Source organism: Mycoplasma sp. 11548 (genome assembly GCF_055523555.1).
Genome location: NZ_JBVFVF010000001.1, coordinates 164330 through 183356, shown reverse-complemented (window position 1 = coordinate 183356; position 19027 = coordinate 164330). Strand labels below are relative to the sequence as shown.

Annotated in this window: 14 protein-coding genes and 1 riboswitch; of the genes, 8 read left to right on the top strand and 6 right to left on the bottom strand. The window is 25.7% G+C overall.

Annotated features, from left to right (window positions below; translation table 4 throughout):
* Position 1: 1 nt before the first annotated feature.
* Both greA and AC0B4K_RS00700 read left to right on the top strand, forming a co-directional pair.
* Positions 2-490 carry a transcription elongation factor GreA gene (gene greA / locus AC0B4K_RS00705; RefSeq protein WP_465102019.1) on the top strand — a complete coding sequence of 163 codons (489 nt, stop codon included), beginning with the start codon at positions 2-4 and terminating at the stop codon, positions 488-490.
* A gap of 224 nt (positions 491-714) precedes the next feature.
* Positions 715-2208 (top strand): APC family permease, encoded by a 1494-nt coding sequence (locus AC0B4K_RS00700; protein WP_465103404.1) that lies wholly within the window; start codon positions 715-717, stop codon positions 2206-2208.
* Positions 2209-2288: 80 nt separating this feature from the next.
* Here AC0B4K_RS00700 and AC0B4K_RS00695 read toward each other — a convergent pair whose 3' ends face one another.
* Genes AC0B4K_RS00695 through AC0B4K_RS00680 form a run of 4 tightly spaced genes read right to left on the bottom strand, consistent with a single transcriptional unit; the run spans position 2289 to position 7372 of the window.
* A complete protein-coding gene (locus AC0B4K_RS00695) occupies positions 2289-5009 on the bottom strand; it encodes a cation-translocating P-type ATPase (RefSeq protein ID WP_465103403.1) in 2721 nt (906 codons plus the stop codon).
* A gap of 20 nt (positions 5010-5029) precedes the next feature.
* Positions 5030-5686, bottom strand: a complete 657-nt coding sequence (locus AC0B4K_RS00690) for a chromate transporter (RefSeq protein ID WP_465103402.1) — start codon at positions 5684-5686, stop codon at positions 5030-5032.
* Position 5687: 1 nt separating this feature from the next.
* Positions 5688-6257, bottom strand: a complete 570-nt coding sequence (locus AC0B4K_RS00685) for a chromate transporter (RefSeq protein WP_465103401.1) — start codon at positions 6255-6257, stop codon at positions 5688-5690.
* Between the two features lie 47 nt (positions 6258-6304).
* Positions 6305-7372, bottom strand: a complete 1068-nt coding sequence (locus tag AC0B4K_RS00680) for a hypothetical protein (protein WP_465103400.1) — start codon at positions 7370-7372, stop codon at positions 6305-6307.
* 97 nt (positions 7373-7469) lie between these two features.
* Here AC0B4K_RS00680 and AC0B4K_RS00675 point away from each other — a divergent pair, with 97 nt between their 5' ends.
* From AC0B4K_RS00675 to AC0B4K_RS00655, 5 genes are all read left to right on the top strand, one after another.
* Positions 7470-7931 carry an L-threonylcarbamoyladenylate synthase gene (locus tag AC0B4K_RS00675; protein WP_465103399.1) on the top strand — a complete coding sequence of 154 codons (462 nt, stop codon included), beginning with the start codon at positions 7470-7472 and terminating at the stop codon, positions 7929-7931.
* Position 7932: 1 nt separating this feature from the next.
* Positions 7933-10440, top strand: a complete 2508-nt coding sequence (locus tag AC0B4K_RS00670) for a UU173 family protein (protein ID WP_465103398.1) — start codon at positions 7933-7935, stop codon at positions 10438-10440.
* A gap of 30 nt (positions 10441-10470) precedes the next feature.
* Positions 10471-10568, top strand: a riboswitch (TPP riboswitch).
* 20 nt (positions 10569-10588) lie between these two features.
* Positions 10589-11746: an ABC transporter thiamine pyrophosphate-binding lipoprotein p37/Cypl gene (gene cypl / locus AC0B4K_RS00665; protein WP_465103397.1), complete on the top strand. Its 1158-nt coding sequence runs from the start codon at positions 10589-10591 to the stop codon at positions 11744-11746.
* 2 nt (positions 11747-11748) lie between these two features.
* The gene (locus AC0B4K_RS00660; protein WP_465103396.1) at positions 11749-12474 is read left to right on the top strand and encodes an ATP-binding cassette domain-containing protein; all 726 of its coding nucleotides are present in this window, start codon (positions 11749-11751) and stop codon (positions 12472-12474) included.
* On the top strand, positions 12464-14149 hold the full coding sequence (locus tag AC0B4K_RS00655; RefSeq protein WP_465103395.1) for an ABC transporter permease subunit: 1686 nt from the start codon (positions 12464-12466) through the stop codon (positions 14147-14149). The genes AC0B4K_RS00660 and AC0B4K_RS00655 overlap by 11 nt, the downstream gene beginning before the upstream one ends.
* A 409-nt stretch (positions 14150-14558) precedes the next feature.
* Here the strand turns inward: AC0B4K_RS00655 and AC0B4K_RS00650 are convergent, their stop codons facing one another.
* Positions 14559-15692 (bottom strand): Mbov_0401 family ICE element transposase-like protein, encoded by a 1134-nt coding sequence (locus AC0B4K_RS00650; RefSeq protein ID WP_465103394.1) that lies wholly within the window; start codon positions 15690-15692, stop codon positions 14559-14561.
* Between the two features lie 41 nt (positions 15693-15733).
* Positions 15734-17008, bottom strand: coding sequence for an Mbov_0400 family ICE element protein (locus tag AC0B4K_RS00645; protein WP_465103393.1), 1275 nt, complete (start codon positions 17006-17008; stop codon positions 15734-15736).
* Positions 17009-17219: 211 nt separating this feature from the next.
* On the opposite strand from AC0B4K_RS00645, the gene AC0B4K_RS00640 reads away from it, so the two are divergent.
* Positions 17220-19025 (top strand): HsdM family class I SAM-dependent methyltransferase, encoded by a 1806-nt coding sequence (locus tag AC0B4K_RS00640; protein WP_465103392.1) that lies wholly within the window; start codon positions 17220-17222, stop codon positions 19023-19025.
* The last annotated feature ends 2 nt before the right edge of the window (positions 19026-19027 follow it).

Here is a 19027-nt window from a genome sequence, read left to right as displayed (position 1 = left end):
AATGAGCGAATTAAACAATAATAAAATACATTTATCAAAAGAAAAATATGATGAATACCTTAAAGAATATAATAAATTAATTAGTGTTGAGCGCCCTGCAGTTCAAGAAGCCTTAAAAGAAGCCCGCGCACAAGGTGACCTTTCTGAAAATGCTGAATATGATGCAGCCCGTGAAAGACAAGGAATCGTCGAAAGTAGAATTAAAGAATTAGAAGTTATTATCGATCGTGCCATTATTATTGAATCAAATGCAAATAGAAAAAATAATAATGTAGACATCAACACTGAAGTGGAATTTTATAATATTGATAAAAACACTACGCATTCCGTTAAAATAACCGGTTCACATGATGCAAATCCTTTTGACAATAAAATTTCAACCCGTTCACCATTAGCAACAGCAATGCTTGGAAAGACTATTGGTGATGAAATTGAAGTAGAAGCTCCAATTAAATATACTATTAGAATCTTATCAATTAAACATTTATAGAAATATTCAATCACTAGATCATGCCCAAAATTTATTGCACATGATCTTTTGTTAATCTTTTTATTTATACAATATCAAAAAACCAACAAATAAACTACTTTATTAATTTAATCCATATGTAAAATTTTATTACATATGGATTTTTATTAGTTTTCTATATATATATATATATATATATTATATTATGGTAAAATTATGCAATAAATTAAACAAGGAGGTTTTAAATGACAAAAGATAAAAAAATAGGTTTACTTTTATCTGTAGCTATGATCGTTGGATCAGTAGTCGGGATTGGTATCTTTTTCAAAAACGGTTCTATTTCGCGGGCTACTGATGGAGATGGTTTAAGCTGATTATTTGCATGAATCATTGGAGGACTTATTTCAATGTGTGCTGCTGTATCATTTGCTGAAATAGGTTCGTTTAAAAATGGTAAGTTATCTGGATTAAGTAATTGAGTTTGCAAAGTAACTAAGAATGAAAAATTAGCTTACCATAATTCGCTAGGATATTCAATATTTTATTGAGGTATTCTAAGTGCAGTATTAGGAATTTTTGCATCTGAAGCATTCTTTTATTTCTTAATATTAGCTGATGTTGAATTTGCAAAATCTGTTACATTAGTAACACACGTCTTTGTGGGATTGTTCATAACAATTATTTATATCTCTTTAAATATATGGTCATACCAAGTAACTGCTAAATTTCAATTTGTAATTACAATTATTAAATTTATACCTTTATTTGCTGCGCTATTTATTGGAATTATTTTTCCAACAACTCATAATAATGATGGGACAAATGCATTTTTAAAAAATGCATTCTCAATTAAAGGTATTGTGGCAGCATTGCCAGCTGTATTATTTGCTTATGATGCTTTTTTAGTTTCAAACTCTATGTCTGAGAAAACTAAAAATCCTACAAAAACACTACCAAAAGCAATTTTAATTGCTATGACATTTATTGTTGTTCTTTATTCATTAATTGCAGTTTCATCGATACTGCACTCATCTGGTTCAGTACATGGTGTATTAAATGACTCTTTACCAGATAAATGAAAAACAGGCATTACTACCGCTGTAATCTTCTTTATCTTCTTATCTGCGTTAGGAGTTACTAACGGTATTTCAGCTGCCTTTGTTAATGAAATGCGTATAAGTGTAAGGAATAAATTTTTATTTGGATCAAGCTCATTATTAAAGAAATTTGGTGAATTAAAAACTACTATTATTTACATTGTATTAGTTCATGCATTTTACTTTTTAACAATTTTAGTACCAACTTTATCATTAAATACTGATATTATATTAGATGCAGTTTCAAACTTCACTACTCTATTCTTCTTCATTATTTATGGTTTAGTTATACTAAAATATACCTTAAAAAGAAAATCATATTCAGAAACAAAAAAAATGAATGATTATCTATTTTACATTAGTGCAATATTGGCAGTACTTGGAATTTTATTTGTTGAATCTTCATACTTATATTTCCAATTTGCAAACCTTGCCTCAGATAAAACTAACCCTTCAGGTTGAGGTGTTTTCTGAGATAATGGGAAAAGTGAATTAATTAAAAATTATGTGCCTATTTTACTTTATGTAATAACATTAGCATTTCTTATAGCTTTACCATGAATTAACTACTCTTTAGAAAAAGCAGTCTTCAAAAGAGATATCATAAAAGATTTTATAAGTTCTACTGATATTATTGAATAAAACTAAAAGATATTCATTATAATGAATATCTTTTTAAATACAAAAACCTTTAGGTATTATCCTAAAGGTTTGTTTTAACATTATTTTTTATTGATAAATAATTTAATAAATTTTTCAATTTCAACAAAGATTATTAAACCAAGTCCTAAAATAATTGGGATAAACCAATACACAACGTTATAATTTTTAATTTGTGAAATTTCAGCCATTTTAAAGACATCTCTTACTCCTGGAGTAAAGGCGGCAAATAAAACACAGATTGTTGAAAAAATTGTTGCTAAATAAACTAATTTATATTTAGTTCAACTAAACATAAAGATAGATTTTTTAGACATTAGATTAAGAGAGTTGAGACTAGCCCCAATGCCTAAGGTAACAAACATACTTGTGGAAGTTAGCCTAATAAATTGATCACCTGCAATATTTTCACTTCTTGCATAAAATGCAACGATTACATATGATAAGATTGAGAAAAAACTTAAAATTAAACTATAAATTACTAAGTTCTTCCCCATACCACGTGAAAAGATACTTTCGGTTTTTTTAAATGGTTTACGTTTCATAACATCAACATCATTAGGACTCATTCCTAATGCGATAGCTGGTAAACCATGGGTTAATAAGTTAATTCATAATAATTGTGAAGCAGAAAGAATAATTAAATCCTTTCCTTGAATATCATTTTTAAAGATAAATGATAAAACAAATAGTCCAATTAACATTACAACGATTTCAGTAAGCGAAGATACTAATAAATTTAATATAACTGATTTAATACGGTCGAAAGTTTCGCGGCCACTTTTAATTCCTTTAACAATCGTAGTAAAATTATCATCCGTTAAAATAACATCTGCAGCTTGCTTAGAAACATCTGTTCCAGTAATTCCCATAGCAAGGCCTACATCACTTGCTTTTAAAGCTGGAGCATCGTTAACTCCGTCTCCCGTCATTGCGACAACTTTATCATGCGATTGCCATGCTTTTACAATTCTTAATTTGTCAGCTGGGCTTACTCTTGCATAAACAGAGATATGTTTAACTTCGTTTTTTAATTCTTCATCAGACATATTTGCCAGGGTTGTTCCGTTAATTGATTTATCTCCTTCTTGTGATATTCCTAATTCTTTTGCTATTGCTAAAGCAGTAGTTAAATGATCACCAGTAATCATAACTGGTTTAATTCCACCTTCTCTAGCTTCAATGATGCTCTCTTTAACACCTTGTCGAGGTGGATCGATCATACCAACTAAACCAAGAAAAGTTAAATCTTGTTCATCTTCTAAAGATAATTTAGTTTTATCATTAGAAACATCTTTGTAAGCTAAAGCAATTACTCTATAAGCTTGCTTTGATCATGATTCAATTTTTTCATAATATTTTGTATCTACATTTCTAGATTTACTTAAAATTACATCAGGAGCACCTTTAACAATTATTGTATTAAAATCATTTTCATTGTTAACTAAGATACTCATTACCTTACGATCGCTATCAAAAGGTAATGAATCTAATCTATTATGCTTTAAATAAAAATTACCTGCTGAAATATTATTTTTCATTCCATAAATTAAGATTCCTGTTTCAGTAGGATCTCCAACTTCTTCATATTCTCCGCTTTCATTTAAAACAACAGATGCATCACAACATGCCACAAAATAAGATAAAGCTTTGGAATTAACAAGTGAACTAGGGTTAGTAACATCCTCAAATTCAACCACTGTCATCTTATTTTCAGTTAGTGTCCCAGTTTTATCTGAACAAATAACATTTGTAGCGCCTAATGTTTCAACTGAAGGGAAACTTTTAATAATAACATTTTCATTAGCCATTTTTGAAACACCAATAGCAAGCAATACAGTGGTAAAAGTAATTAACCCTTCCGGTATTGCTGCAACAGCAAGCGAAATACCTACGATTAGTGCACTAGAATAAGTTTCTGGTTGATTTCAACCATTTGGTATTAATAAAGTATTAGTAATAAGTAATTGGGTGATTGTGGTGATAAATAATAGAATAACACCACTAATACCAAAGATTTTACTCAATTTATTTAATTTAATTTGTAATGGTGTTAATTGTACTTCTTGAGTTTCAATTAAAGTATTAATTTTACCTATTTCTGTTTTTAAACCTGTTTCAGTTACTAAGATAACTCCACGACCTGTAGTAATGTAAGTTCCAGAAAATAAATAATTACTTCTTTCCCCAAGTGGAAGGTGATCAACATCAAGTTCAAAATTAACTTGCTTATCTACTCCAGTAGATTCACCAGTTAAAGCTGATTCAACTGCTTGAAGCGAATAAGATTCAAGCAAAATACCATCAGCACTTACATAATCGCCAGCTTCAACAATTACTAAATCACCTGGAACAATTTCGCTAGCAGGTAATGAAATTGTTTCTCCATTACGAATAACCTTTGAATTTAATTGATTATTTTTTTCGAGTGCTTTAACGGCTTGATCACTTTTTATTTCCTGGTATGTTCCAAGACATGAATTTAAAACAATGACAATTAAAATAATAAATGGTTCAACAAAACTAATTACAATTTCAGTTGTATCAGGTTTATGATTTGCACCAAATGTTTCATAAAATGCAACTGATAAACTAAAAATTGCGGCTATTAAAAGCAAAATAATCATAAAATCTTTAAATTGAGATAAAAAGATTTTAAAGATACTTTTTTTCTGAGTAATTCTTATGGTATTTGGTCCATATTTTTCTAAAAAGTCTTTTGCTTGTGCAGATGTTAAACCAAGACGCTTTTTAACATATTCTTGATTCAGATTTTTATTCAAAATTCCTCCTTAATTAAATATTATGCATATGGAATTGCAAATAATATTAATGAAATAATTATATTCAATAATATTATTAAAAATAATGATTTTAGCTTCTTTATTAAATATCACGATGCTGGTATGCCTAGCAACACATAAATTTTTAATAAAATATTTTTATATCCTGAAAATACTTCTGAGGTAGGTTTTTGTATCAAAATATAATTATCGCTAGTTTTATTAAACGAAAGTTGAGGCTCAAAAATAACTAAAAATAATTGAATTGCGAGTGCAAACATAATGCCAGCCACTAATGGTTTCATTATAATTAATAAATTTTTCATATATGTATTTTTCTTAAATTTATCAACATATTTCATGGCTAAAACCATAATGATAATTGCTGGTAAGCAAAATATAACATAGGTTATTAAAACAGCGATAATCATTCATCACTCATTATTAGCAACTAAATATCCTGTTATAAACCCAAATTTAGTAGATACAACTCCGGGTGTTGTATTTGAAACAGTAAAAATATTAATAATCTTTTCTTCACTAATACCTAAATCAAATTGATTATTTAAAAATTTTCAAAATCATTCAAATACAGGCATAAACACCTGCCCCCCACCAAATACTGATAACGATATCAATATTAAAAAAGGAATTGAAAATAATAATGCAATAAACATATTATTTGCTCTTTCGCTTTCATATTAGATAAACAATGCTGTAAACGAGTATAACACAAATGATCGCAAGAACCGGGGTATTGTATGGACTTGGGATAAATAAACAAAATGCCAAAGAAAAAATAAAAATAATAATTCAAATTGGGCTTTTCATTCCTTGCTTTGCTTGCTTTAAAAATCGATATCCAAAATCAAGCAAGAAAGCAATAATTGAAACAAGCACACCAACTGAAATAATTTTTACATATTCAAAAGGTATTTTATTAAACATTAGTAAAATTCCAAATGCAACTAAGATATGCGGCAAAATACCTAGCAAGGTTACTAAAGTTCCTTTTATTCTGCCTAGCTTCTTAATTGCTATATAGGAAATAGTTTGAACTACTGAAGCCCCGGGCAACATATTAGTAACTATTACAACTTGGTTAAATTCTTCATTATCTAGTCACTGTTTTTTATCAACTACTTCTTTTTTAATAATTGGCATTAAGGCATTACCACCACCAAATGCAATAAAACTAATTTTTAATATTAATCAAAATACAATCCAAAAATTTACTTTTTTCTCCATATGCTCCTTAAAAAAATATTATTTAGATACTAAATAATATTTTTAAATTAAGCTAAGTATAATGGTATATAAATTAATGATATTAGGTAGTAAAAGGTATATGTATCAACAATGAAGTCATTGTAAAGACTTTTAAATAATTTTTGTTTATTAAGTGTCGGCTTTCAATCTAAATCCATAAAGTAAAAATCACTTGAAAATTCATAATAAATGTAATTCCCTAAAGATGTGATTGACAGCTTTCTAACTTTTGAATTTTTATTATCTTTAAATCTTTTTAATGATGTTTCCATCGCTAAAGGAGTGTACATCATTCTAATTTTAAGATCATCATCACTTCTTGGTACAAAAACTTTATTAAATTCCTTATTTTCTAATTTTATGTCGTTAAATAACTTTTTATATAGTTTCTTATGATTTTGATTATTAAATAAACTGAAGTTAAATGCTTTTTCACCCAAATTAGTTGTATCAATCATTAAAAGACATGAATAATAATGCTCAGTTTTTCGGTTACCCTTAAAATCAGTTGTTACTCTTTCTCATTGTGCATTTCTTAAATAAGCAGGATATTTCTTATCTAAGTTTCACATTTTCTCAGGACCCATTCTTAAAACATAAGCGTCATCAGGAACTTCATATCTATGGCTTTGAAAAGCAGATTGATTGATAGCGGTTTTGGCAGTTGCAGTTTTATAACCAATAAAATTAAAATTAGGGTCTAAAATTGCAAATGAATCTCGGTAAAGTTTTTCAACATTAATACGATCTTCCATATTTTGAAAAATTAAATCTTTAAGTCTTTTGTATTTTCTATATATCAATACAGTTGCAAAAAATAATATTGCGCCAAGAATAATTAAGACAAATCCAGAAATAATCACAGTTCATAGATTTTCCCCTTTAGGTGCTGCTGCAAAAACAATGAAAGCTATTAGAATTAATAAAACCCCAATGCCAGCAGTTGTATAACCGGCTAAAGCTCATTTCTTAGCTTGTTTATATTCTTCACTATCAAAGGCATTCTCAATAGCTGCATTAAATAATGGTATTACCTTTTCATCCACTTTATCTTTATAAGTTTCAAAAGGCATATAATCAGATACTATTTTCATATAAATTCTCCTTTATTTATATTTATTTATATTTATATTAGTAAAATAATTATAACAAATTTATAGTAATGGTTATAAAAATAACTATAATAATAACATGTATAAAATTAAAAACTTATTTATTTCAACAACAGATACAGTTGTTGGCATTGGAGGGGTTGTAAATCAGCAAACATTGGATGAAATATATCTTGTGAAAAATCGAGACTTAAATAAAAAAATAATAATTTTAGTTAGCGATTATAAGCAACTTACACCATTCCCTGAATGAAACAAAAAAGCACAAGAAATTGCCCAAAAATTTTGACCTGGACCAACTACAATTATTGTAAATGACCAAGGTTTTCGCATGCCTAATCATCAAGGGTTATTGGATCTCATAAATAAAATTGGTCCAATATATATGTCAAGTGCGAATATTTCAGGATATCCTCCAATTAAAATAGAAGAAGCAAATGCAATTTTTCCACAAATAGAAAAAGTTTACAATTTTGGCCCAGGATCAGGAGTTCCAAGCACAATAATTAATTTAGATACTAACGAAATAATAAAGAGGTAATATGCAAGAAAAAATTTATATTAACTGGAGCACATTTAAACGGGTTTTTGCATTAAACCCAACATTAATTTTCAATACCGAAAAAATTATTGAATACCTAAATAATCAAGGCAATTCAAAAATAGATATTGATGAATCTGAAGATGAAGTAAGTTTATCAAACCAATTTGAACAACTACACGAATTAATGCTTGATTATGATGAGACCAATACAGATTCATATATTGAAATATTGGCTTCTAATTACCCAAAATATAAACAAAAATCTGAAGAGTTTTTAATACAAACTCTCAACCTTTCAAAAGAAAATATCAAAGTTATATCCTTACAATCTAGCAAAGATATAAAAATATTTCAAACTATAGAGGCAATAAATAATTCTATTAGTTTAAACCAAGAATTACTTATTATAAACCCTGTAATAGGTTTTGATAAAGTATCAAACCTTAATACATTTACATTTTTATATAATCCTTTTGCATTGCATATTAAGCAAGGAAAAATAATTGCTTATTTATTATCTTATACTTCAGCATCTAAACCTGAAACTTATTACCTTTCATATTATTTATACTGGCTATCAAATGAGCTAGGTTTAGAAATATACGACATTAAAAATATTATTATTGATCCACGGACCAAGATCTTTGGGCGCCCACAAAAAAATAAAATTAATTTTTTAATCACACAGGCAGCTTGAATATCTAATTCAATTGTTAAAAGTCGAAATAATCCTTATTTAGATTATATAAATGATTTAGAATTTTTCTTTAAAAAATCTGGTTTAGGTCTTCAATTTTTAAACAAAAATTATGAAAATGATTCAATTCATAATTATCCTATAAATTATCAAAACCAACAATTTGATAATAGCTTTATTTCTTGTGCCAAAAATAAAAAAATAGTTCAAGATATCTGAGTAATTAATAAAGCATGTTATAAAGAATCAATGCTTTCATCTTTAAATAATTTTTATAATTCAATTAAATACGAAATAGATTCAGATAAATACATTGGAGATCAAAGTTGGCAAAATATCTTTTATGGTTTTGAAATATATCCTAATCACAACAAAAAAATTGTTATCCCAAATCTAAAACCAGCATCAAAAGCAAGTTCACTAAAGGAATTTTATGAATTTGAAGATTTTAGTTGGTATTTAAATATTGTAATAAAAGCATATGAAGAATTTAATGAAAATATAAATTTAAATGCTCTTTTATTTTTTGCATCTTATTATGATTCAAATGAGGCGCAAAACAATAAAATAAAACAACAAATTAATTATTGATTAAAAAATGATAATGTTAACTATCAAATAAATTATCAATGGTTAGAAATTAATGATTTTTTTATTAACGGTAGTAAGGAATTAATCGCCTTATTAAGAGAATACTTATTAAAAAAGAATAACCAAGAATATATTCAATTTTCTGGTAAATTTAAACAATCTAAAAATCTTAGATCGATAAAGAATTTACAAAACTCTATAAATGATTTTAAATCAATTCCTAATTCTTTCAATTTAGAAACCTTAAATATTATTAAACAATTGCATATTAAAGATGCAATTGTCTCTTGGTACGATTATGAAGGTTTTTCAGATATATTCCCTCCAGTTGACGGAATAGCAAGTTATAATCAAGTAGTGTGCCAAGTTTCGGTTATTACAACCAAAAATGGCATAGAACAAAGTTGTGAAAATATTGTTAAAGACCCCAAAAACATCTCGTGTCAAGATTTTGTTGATATTATTGATTCAATATACCGTGATGGTTGTGATTATTATGTTGTATATAATAAAGGATACGAAAACACACGTAATTCAGAAATTTTAAAATTAGTAAAAAATAAACTATATAAAGGCGAGGACTTTGAATTCTCACAGTGACTAATTCATAAATACAATGCAAAAACAATAGACGAAGCATGTAATATTTTTGCTAATAAAATCCATCACATCAACTCAAATACTATTGATTTAGCAGATGTTTTTACTCCTAAAAAGCAAGTTGATTTGCTAGAAGAAAATATTTTTTACTTCCAGCAAACTGATAATAACATTAAGCAAATAAAATTAGAAAGAGAAACAAATAGTTCTTTACCAATTGCATATATTCAACTTTCATATCTCAAGGCATTTTATTCAATTAAAAAAATTGAAAAATTTATTACAGAAAATAATATTCAACTAAAAAATATGATTTTTCCATATTCTGCATTAAAAATTCAAAAAGGAACAATGGCTATGAAGGAAGCAATAAATAGATTTCTTGATGCCACTAATGATTCTGTGTGAGAATATAATATAGTTCCCGAATTAAAAAAATATTGTGAAAATGATGTAAGAGCAATGATTATGGTTTATGACTTAATCATGTACTTAGCTCAAACGTTTTTTAACAATATTAGCGATTTTGAATATAAATTAAATAATACAAATGGTTTTGTTAACAATGGAAAATACCAAATTAAAGATGGTAATTTATATTTTGACTTACCACTATAGCATCAAAATATAATTTTATGGTAAAATAAAACTTAAGGACAGGGGTGCTATTACAAACGTATAGCTGAGAAATACTCTTATAAGCTGATCTAGTTAATACTAGCGTAGCGAGTCTATTTTCTCCATACTTTGTCCAGATCGGAGAAATATGAAACATCTATTTAAAAAAATAATATTTACATTTGGGCAATTGCCTTTAATCGGTGTTGTTGCTTTATCATGCACAAACCAAGAAAATAATAAAAATATCCTAAGGATAAATATCGGGGCAGGTTTAAATCCTACTCAGGTCAACGAATTTCAAACAACCCTTAATGAAGAAATTAAAAAACAAGGTGGACAATTTCAAGTCAAAATTTCTACTGAAGGTTCATTTAATGAATATAGTAAAAACTTTGATGATTTAATTAAAAATAAACAAGACTTGGTGTTTATATCACCAGGTAAAGTTCTCAACAAAAAGAAGGAAATCCAAGATAATAATATTGAACTTGGAATCCAGACTTATACTAAAGCTCTTATAGGGTCAAGTCCAGAAAATAATGAAACGTATCAAAATGGTTTAGAAAATGATCCTCTTCGCAAACTTGCCCAATCTCAGCAAGTTCTTTTTGATAAACTTCCTAGGTCCCAATGAGATGATCCAGTTAACGGTAATAATTATGCAAGTTATTTATATAACAATTTTTATTCAGGTAATTTAACTAAATACTATCGTGGGGTAATTTATATAGTCGCAGATCAACAAACAACTCAGGAAATTATCGATGCATGAAATAAAAAAGATTTGAATAAATTTTTAAGTTTTGGCTATGTTCATAGCAATGACAAAGAATCTGCAAGCAAATACATCTTACAACAAGCACTGCTTAAAAAACACTTTGGTGATCAATTCACCTCATTACTTGATTTAATTAATAAAAATGCTAATTATAAAATGGATCCAAAACCTTTAGTAAATATTTATAAAACCTCCCTAAATAACCAGAAAATCTTTTTTGATGCTGAAGGTCTTTATACTTACACTAAATACAAAGATAGCAATGATCCTTTCACGATTAACCAAGAAACTAGACCAAATCAAAAATTTACTTTTTTAACAACAACAGATCCACTTCCGAACAGTATTGGAATTTATAAAAAAAGTATTGATAAAGGTAAAATTCAAATTCTTGCAAAAGCATTAAAGTCGTTAGCAACCACTAAAAATGATTTATGAGGTCCTAGCCACGGATTTTATAGTTATGATTATATAAATGATCCAGAAAAAAATATTTGGTCAATTTTAGATAATATAGGAAATTAAAATTGTTATTCAAAAAAGTTCAAATTGCTTACAATAATTCAATAATTATTAATGGTTTTAATGCAAAATTTCCTACTGGGGAACTTTGTGGTTTAATTGGGCCAAGTGGGTGTGGCAAAAGCACATTACTTAAATCAATTTTTAATCATTCATTAGTAAAAAATGGCATAATAACATATCAAAACAAAGATGTCTTAAAATTTAATAAAAAAGAGCTCTTAAATTTCAAAAAAAGCATTTTTTACTTAAGACCGGAAAATAACTTAGTTGAAGATTTAGATTTTTATCAAAATTTACTAAGTGATTTTAGTCAATATAAAAATTGATTTTATAGGCTTTTTAAAATACTCACAAAAACACAAAAAGAACAACTGTTCAATATTTTAACAAATTTAAAGGTTCAAAATCTTGCATTTCAAAAAATATCAAAACTATCTTCTGGGCAAAAACAACGTTTAAGTATTGCTAAAATGATCTTTAATAAACCAAAGATTATTTTAGCAGATGAACCAACAAGCAATTTAGACATTGAAAATACAAAAGTTATTTTTGAACTTTTAAATCAATATAAAATAGATAGCCATGTGATTGTTGCAATACATGACTTAAATGCAGCATTATCATATTTTGATAAATTGTTTGTATTTGATAAAAAAAATAACGATATCTTGGAAATTGACCCTAAGAATTTAAATTTTGAAGACTTAAAAAAATATTATGAAACATAATAATACTTTTACAACAAATTTAAAAAAGAAAGAATGAAAGCGCAAAATCTTAATTATTCTTTCACTATTATTTTTTATATACTGTTTGTATCAAATTGGTGTTTTTAATAGTTTTTATCCTTCTGGATTTAAAAGATTTATAAACCATTTAAGAGATTTATTTACATTTAAAAATTCGCATCCTGAGTTATCTAATAAAAATTTATGAGTTTTAAATTTTGAATATTTGTTTATAACTCTTAAATCAGTTGTTGGTGGTTCAATCTTTGGATATTTACTAGCTTTTCTAACCTCATATTCAGGTGCTAAAAATATTAACAAAAATAAATATCTAGCATTTTGTATTAGGTGGTTTGTAATATTCTTAAGGTCATTTCCTTTAATCATGTATTTATTTTTATTCCAAGGTATTTTTAGTCCATATTTATCAGCATTTTTTATATTCTTTTGAAGCACATGATTATGAGTGCATAAATTCTTAATTCAAATAATTGAAAATACTGATTGTAAGTATTATTGAATTGATCGCTCATTAGGGGTAAGTAAATATTCTAGTTTTAAAAAGAATATTTACCTGCCTAATAAAAATAGATACACAATGAATATGTTGTTATCACTTGATACAAATATAAGATGAAGTTCAATTTTAGGAAGCATTGGTATAGTAGGAATTGGTTTTTGAATCGAAAACAATAAAACCCAATTTATTTATTTAGGAATTAGCCTTTTATATATATATTTAATTACAGTTTTCTTTGAAGTCTTAATGAGTCTTTATAACAATTACTTAAAAGATTATTTATATAAAGTTACTTTTAATACAAACTATCATAAAACAGTCACGTATAATTTGCCAAAATATATATGGAGCATCTTAAAACTACTGTTTTTAGTCATCTTGGTATGGAGCTTAGTTGAATTGTTTAATAATCAACATATACAATGAAATATCCTATGGTTATTTTTAAAAGATTTTTTTAATTGAGATTTTAGTGATTTAGCAAATAATTCTTTCAACGATTATTATGATTATTTTTTAATCCTAATTAATGTTTATGCTGCTGTTTATAGTGCTTATTGACTTTCTGTGCTATATTCCTTTTTTATGAGTGAAAAAACTGATAAAGTTTTTCTTTCTTGATTTTTAAGGGGATTCTTAGTATTTTTAAAAACTATACCAATAGTAGTTTTCTTTATTTTATTTAATTCTTTTTTAGATTCGTTAACGGTTTTAAACATTGTTTTATTTATAAGTGCATTTCGAACCTTAGTTAAGCATTTAGTAAGTAAAATAGATAGTTTTTCAAATGACGAAATAAACTTATATAGAACATTAGGTTTAAAAGATTTGCAAATCTATTTTCAAAAAATTTATCCAAGTATTCAAAAAGATATTTTTTCACTTATTTTCTTTGAATATGAAAGTACGTTTAGAAATGCTTTGACATATGGATTTTTTTCAAGCATTTCATTAACTTCTAAAATTCAATATTACCATGAAAGAAATATTTATAATACAACAATACCGCTGCTTTTGCCGAGCATTCTATTTTTTATAACCTTAGAAATAATTTATTACCTTTATAAAAATAATTGGAAAGTGCCAATACCATTTAACTGAACAAAGGATTTAATTAAAAAATATAAGGCAGCGGCAGAAAAAGGGGTGGTATAACTAAACACTATACTCTGTATAAAAATTATAACACAATCATAATTTTTCATAACTGCAAAATTTACAAAAATTAAGCAAAAAAAGAAGTGTATGCACTTTTAAGCTTTTTTTGCTTAATCAAGTTTAATACTTTGTATTAAACTACACGTACTCGTGCGCGCACACTTTAAAGTGTCAAAAAACACCGCATGAATTTCTAACGAAAATGCTTTTTTTAGTTTCTTTACCATATACATAGTATATGGTATTTTATTATTTTTTCCGTATGCACTTTTCACTACACTTTATAAAAACTGTATTGAAAATAGTATACACTTTTACATACACATAAAATATTATATATATTATTAAATAATATATATAAAAAGTTTTAAAAATAGCATACTTTACTGTATGTATTTTGTATACACTAATAAAAATCAAAACTAAAATTCTTATTTTTTAGTCTGATAAAATTTTTACAATTGTTTCAACTAAATAAGCTAAATCTTTTGAAAATAGGGGTTTTTATAAAGTGATTTATATAACTTTCTGCTCTTCCACCATTATAATTTTTTCTCAAAAATGTATTAAAAATGTACTCTTCATTTTCAGAAAAAGTCTTTAAAAATCCTCTTAGTTCTTTTATTTTTTTAATAAAAATTTTGTGAATTTTTAGATAATTTATTAAACTTTTTAATACTCTTTTAAACTCTTGAAAATTCATTTTTTCTAAAAAATTGTTCATTATTTTATATAAATTTTCTACTTGAAAATGTTTTGAAAATTCGCAATTTTTCTTATTTTTTGTTTTATTAAAACCAAAAATATTAAATAAATTTCTTTTAAAATGGTATAAATCATAATACCTTTTTACCCCTAATTTTTTTGAAATAGTGTTAATAAATCTTGCTCCGTCACCACTAATTATTACTTTATTTTTATCAAAATATTTACCAAAAAACTCCTTTATTTTATTGCAAATAAAGTCTAAATTTTTATATTCTTCCTTAAAAACTAAACTATGTTTATTGTTATTTTTATCGACTAAAAAAACATTTCTTATACATCTTTTTACTTTTTTACGACCCAAATTTTCTTTAAAATAGGTATCATCAATATGAATTTCTATCCTGTTTTTAATATCTAATTTATTAGAATTTTTATTAAACTTATAAGATAAATTGCCTATTTTTAAGTGATAATCTAACACATATTTTGGTATTAATTTTTGATTATTTTTCTTCCTTCTAGTTCAAATTTGTTTATTAAATTGGTTGTAAATATCTTTGTAATAATATTTATTTTTACCAATTCTTTTTGTTTCTTCATTATGATAATAAGTAAAACTTTTACCAGTACTTTTATCAGTATATACTCCCAATTTATATTCAAAAACATCACCATTTATTATTATTTTCCGCCTTTTTATTTTCTTTACTTTTCAGTTCTTAAATTCAGTTTTTTCTAATCTAATTTTGGATCTAAAAATATATTCTTCATCATTTCAATTTTTAATCATTTTTTGATTATCTATTTCAACTCAATTTTCAAATTTGCTCATATAAAAATTTTATAAAAAATAGCACTCTTTAGTGCTAAGTTCTACCTTGTAAAGGATTTCACTTTTTCTCGCTGATACTCCAAAATATCTTCATATCATTCTTCGAAAACTTTTTTAAATTTTTCTATTTTATTTACATTCTTAGAATTTCTAATAGATAAAATTTCATGAGCTAAATCTTCATCTTTTTTTTCTTTAAGAACCCATTTTTCTTTTAAAGCTGAATCTAATTTTTCTTTTGTGCTATAAATATTTTTAGCTTCTAATTCGTTTTTAGCTTCTGATTGAATCGCTTCTATAAAGCTAATATTTAAATCATTTTTTATATTTTTATTAACTTTATTTACTATTTTTTCAATATCTTCTTGAGCAAAGCTATTTGATGATAAATATATAGTTTTATTTTTACTAAAATTATTAAAATCTTCTTCACTAATTTTAAGAATTGAAGTTGTATCAATAAATTTTTGAACTTGATTATCATCTTTATTCATCGTAACTAAAATATGATTATCATTCAATTCTCATGTTTGACCTCAATAATCCATTTTATCACGCATTGATAAATAATATTTTTCATCATCTGAATCACATAAAATTAAAGCTTCATGTTCCATTTTTTCTTCAAACTCATTAAATATAATAGAATTTTCTTTCAATTCCTCTCTTAAGTAATATACATAATACTTAAATTCCTCCCTTACAGCATTTTTTATATTTTTAACTTCATCTTTAAAATCTTCATCAGTATTCCTATTTTGAATAACGTCATCTATAAATTCTTTATATTTTTTAGATTCTGATGGAGATAATGTCATTTTTTGAAAATCATAATCTAATAGTTTTTTTTCTGAATATATCATATAAGACTTAAATACTTTATCCTCATCTTCAAAAACTAAACTAACAGAAACTTTAGGAGGTTCTTGAGATAAATTTTCATATAATCCATTATAAATTTTTGTTATATCTTCATGACTTAGATCATCGCTATCTAAATAAATTACATCATTTTTATTAAAGACTTTTTCAAAATCATCTTTACTGATTTTAAATATTTGTGTTAAATCTACATAGCTATCTTTGCTTGGTAAACCTTTTTTTCGTTTTGTAATTAATATTTCATCATTAATTGGTTTTTTTAATCTTCCTTTTTGATCATAAACACTTCTTGATTTTACATAGTATAAATTATCAAAATAATCACTAAAAACTATCACTGGATGATATTTTATTTCTTTTTCAAACCTATCAAAAATAATTGATTTTTCAGTTTTAATCATTTTTCTTTTTAAGTCATCTCTATCTCAAACCATATCACTCCTTAATTATAAATTTTTATTTATAATTAAATTATAAAGTTTTTGTAGAATATTAAAAGAAATTAATTATGTTTTTTATACAATTGCTTTATAATTCTAATGTAACATCTTGAGTGCGTGCTCATTATGCGTATATGTATGTGTGCCCCCGCACACGCACACACTAAAAAATGTTTATTTAACTATAGATTGGATTAAGGAATTAATGATGAAAAGATATGATTTAATAGAAAATTTAGGTAGAAGATATCTTAAAAGTAACATTGAAAACGACGAATGGTCTTATAAAAGAGATAATGATTTAATCACGACGGAACAAGTTAATAATTTTTTAAATGGAATTAACGGAACAGAGCATTTTAAATTAGATTTAAGATTTGAGTATGAAAATTTAAGTATTTTAATAGAAACAAAAAAGAATTCTTCGACAAGAAACAAAAATAAACGACAATTAGAAATTTATTTTGAATTAGAAAAAATAATAAGACCAAGAAATCACATAATAGCAGTTTTAATTGATTTAGATGAACCGAATTTTAATGAAAGCATTAAGTATAATGCTAATAACAAAACTAAAGAAGAGTGAAATGGTTTTAAACCAAATAAAAAAATATTTGAATATTTAGATGAATTTAGTAATAAAAAAAATGATAAAAAAGAAGTTATTAAAAATACTCTTCAACTAAATGAATTATTGCATAAGCGAGATATAAAGGAAAGTATAAGGGCACAATTTGTAGGTTCTTGTTTAGTTGCTTTAAATAAAGAAGGTTTTGATTTAGAGACCGAATTAAAAAGGGCAAACAAAACAACATCGTTTTTATTAGACGAAATTGCTAAAATCATTTCTTCTAAAATTGATAGAAATGTAGAAAAAGAAAAGAAAATAAACCTTCTCACTGATGTATTAAAAGAACAAGACTTGCAAAGCTTGGAATTCCAATATCTAGAAGAAATTTTAAAATTAATAAATTTTAAAATTATCCCTTTTATAAATGATAAAACAAATCAAGGTGAAGATTTGTTAAATCTTTTTTTTACAACATTTAATAAATATGTTCAAAAAGAGGATAAAAATCAAGCTTTTACTCCTTCTCACATAACAGATTTTATGTCAGAAGCAATCGGGATCAACGGTGATAGTGTAGTCTTGGACCCTACATGCGGCTCTGGATCATTTTTAATACAGGCCATGATGAAAATGTTAAAAAACGAAGAGGATCCTATAAAAAGAGAGGATATCAAGCAAAAGCAAATATTTGGAATCGAAATTGAAGAGAAAGCATTTGCTTTAGCAGCAACTAATATGTTAATTCATAAGGATGGAAAATCAAACATAATTTTAGGAAGTATGTTTGATGATAGAATTATTGATAAAATAAAAGATAAAAAAATTACTCATATTCTTATGAACCCTCCATTTAATGCTAAAAGAATGCCTAAATCAGCACCAATTAAAAAAAATACTGGTATGGATGTTACAAAAGGGTTATTTTTTGTTTATTCAATAGCAAGTAAAATAAAAACAAAAGGGGCTTTGTTGGCTACAATATTGCCTTTATCCGTCGCGATAGGGAATGATGAAAAAATCAAAAAATATAAACAATTGATGTTAGAAGAACATAGTTTAAAAGCGGTGTTCAGCATGCCTAACGATATTTTTCACCCTGGTGCTTCAGCTTCAACATGTATTATGATTTTTGAATTAAATATAAAACATAACCCAAAAATTCCGACTTTTTTTGGTTACTATAAGGATGATGGTTTTTCTAAGAAAAAAAATATGGGTAGAATTGAAAAAGAGGAATGGAATAACACCAAAAATAGATGATTAAGTGCTTACAAAGAAAATAAAGAAATCGATGGATTTAGTGTTTTGAAAAATGTAGATTATAAAAATGAATGATTAGCTGAGACATATATGAAAACTGATTTTTCATTATTGCGAGACGAAGATTTTATAAAAACCATAAAAGATTTTATTTCATTTAAAGTTAAGGAAGGAATATAAAA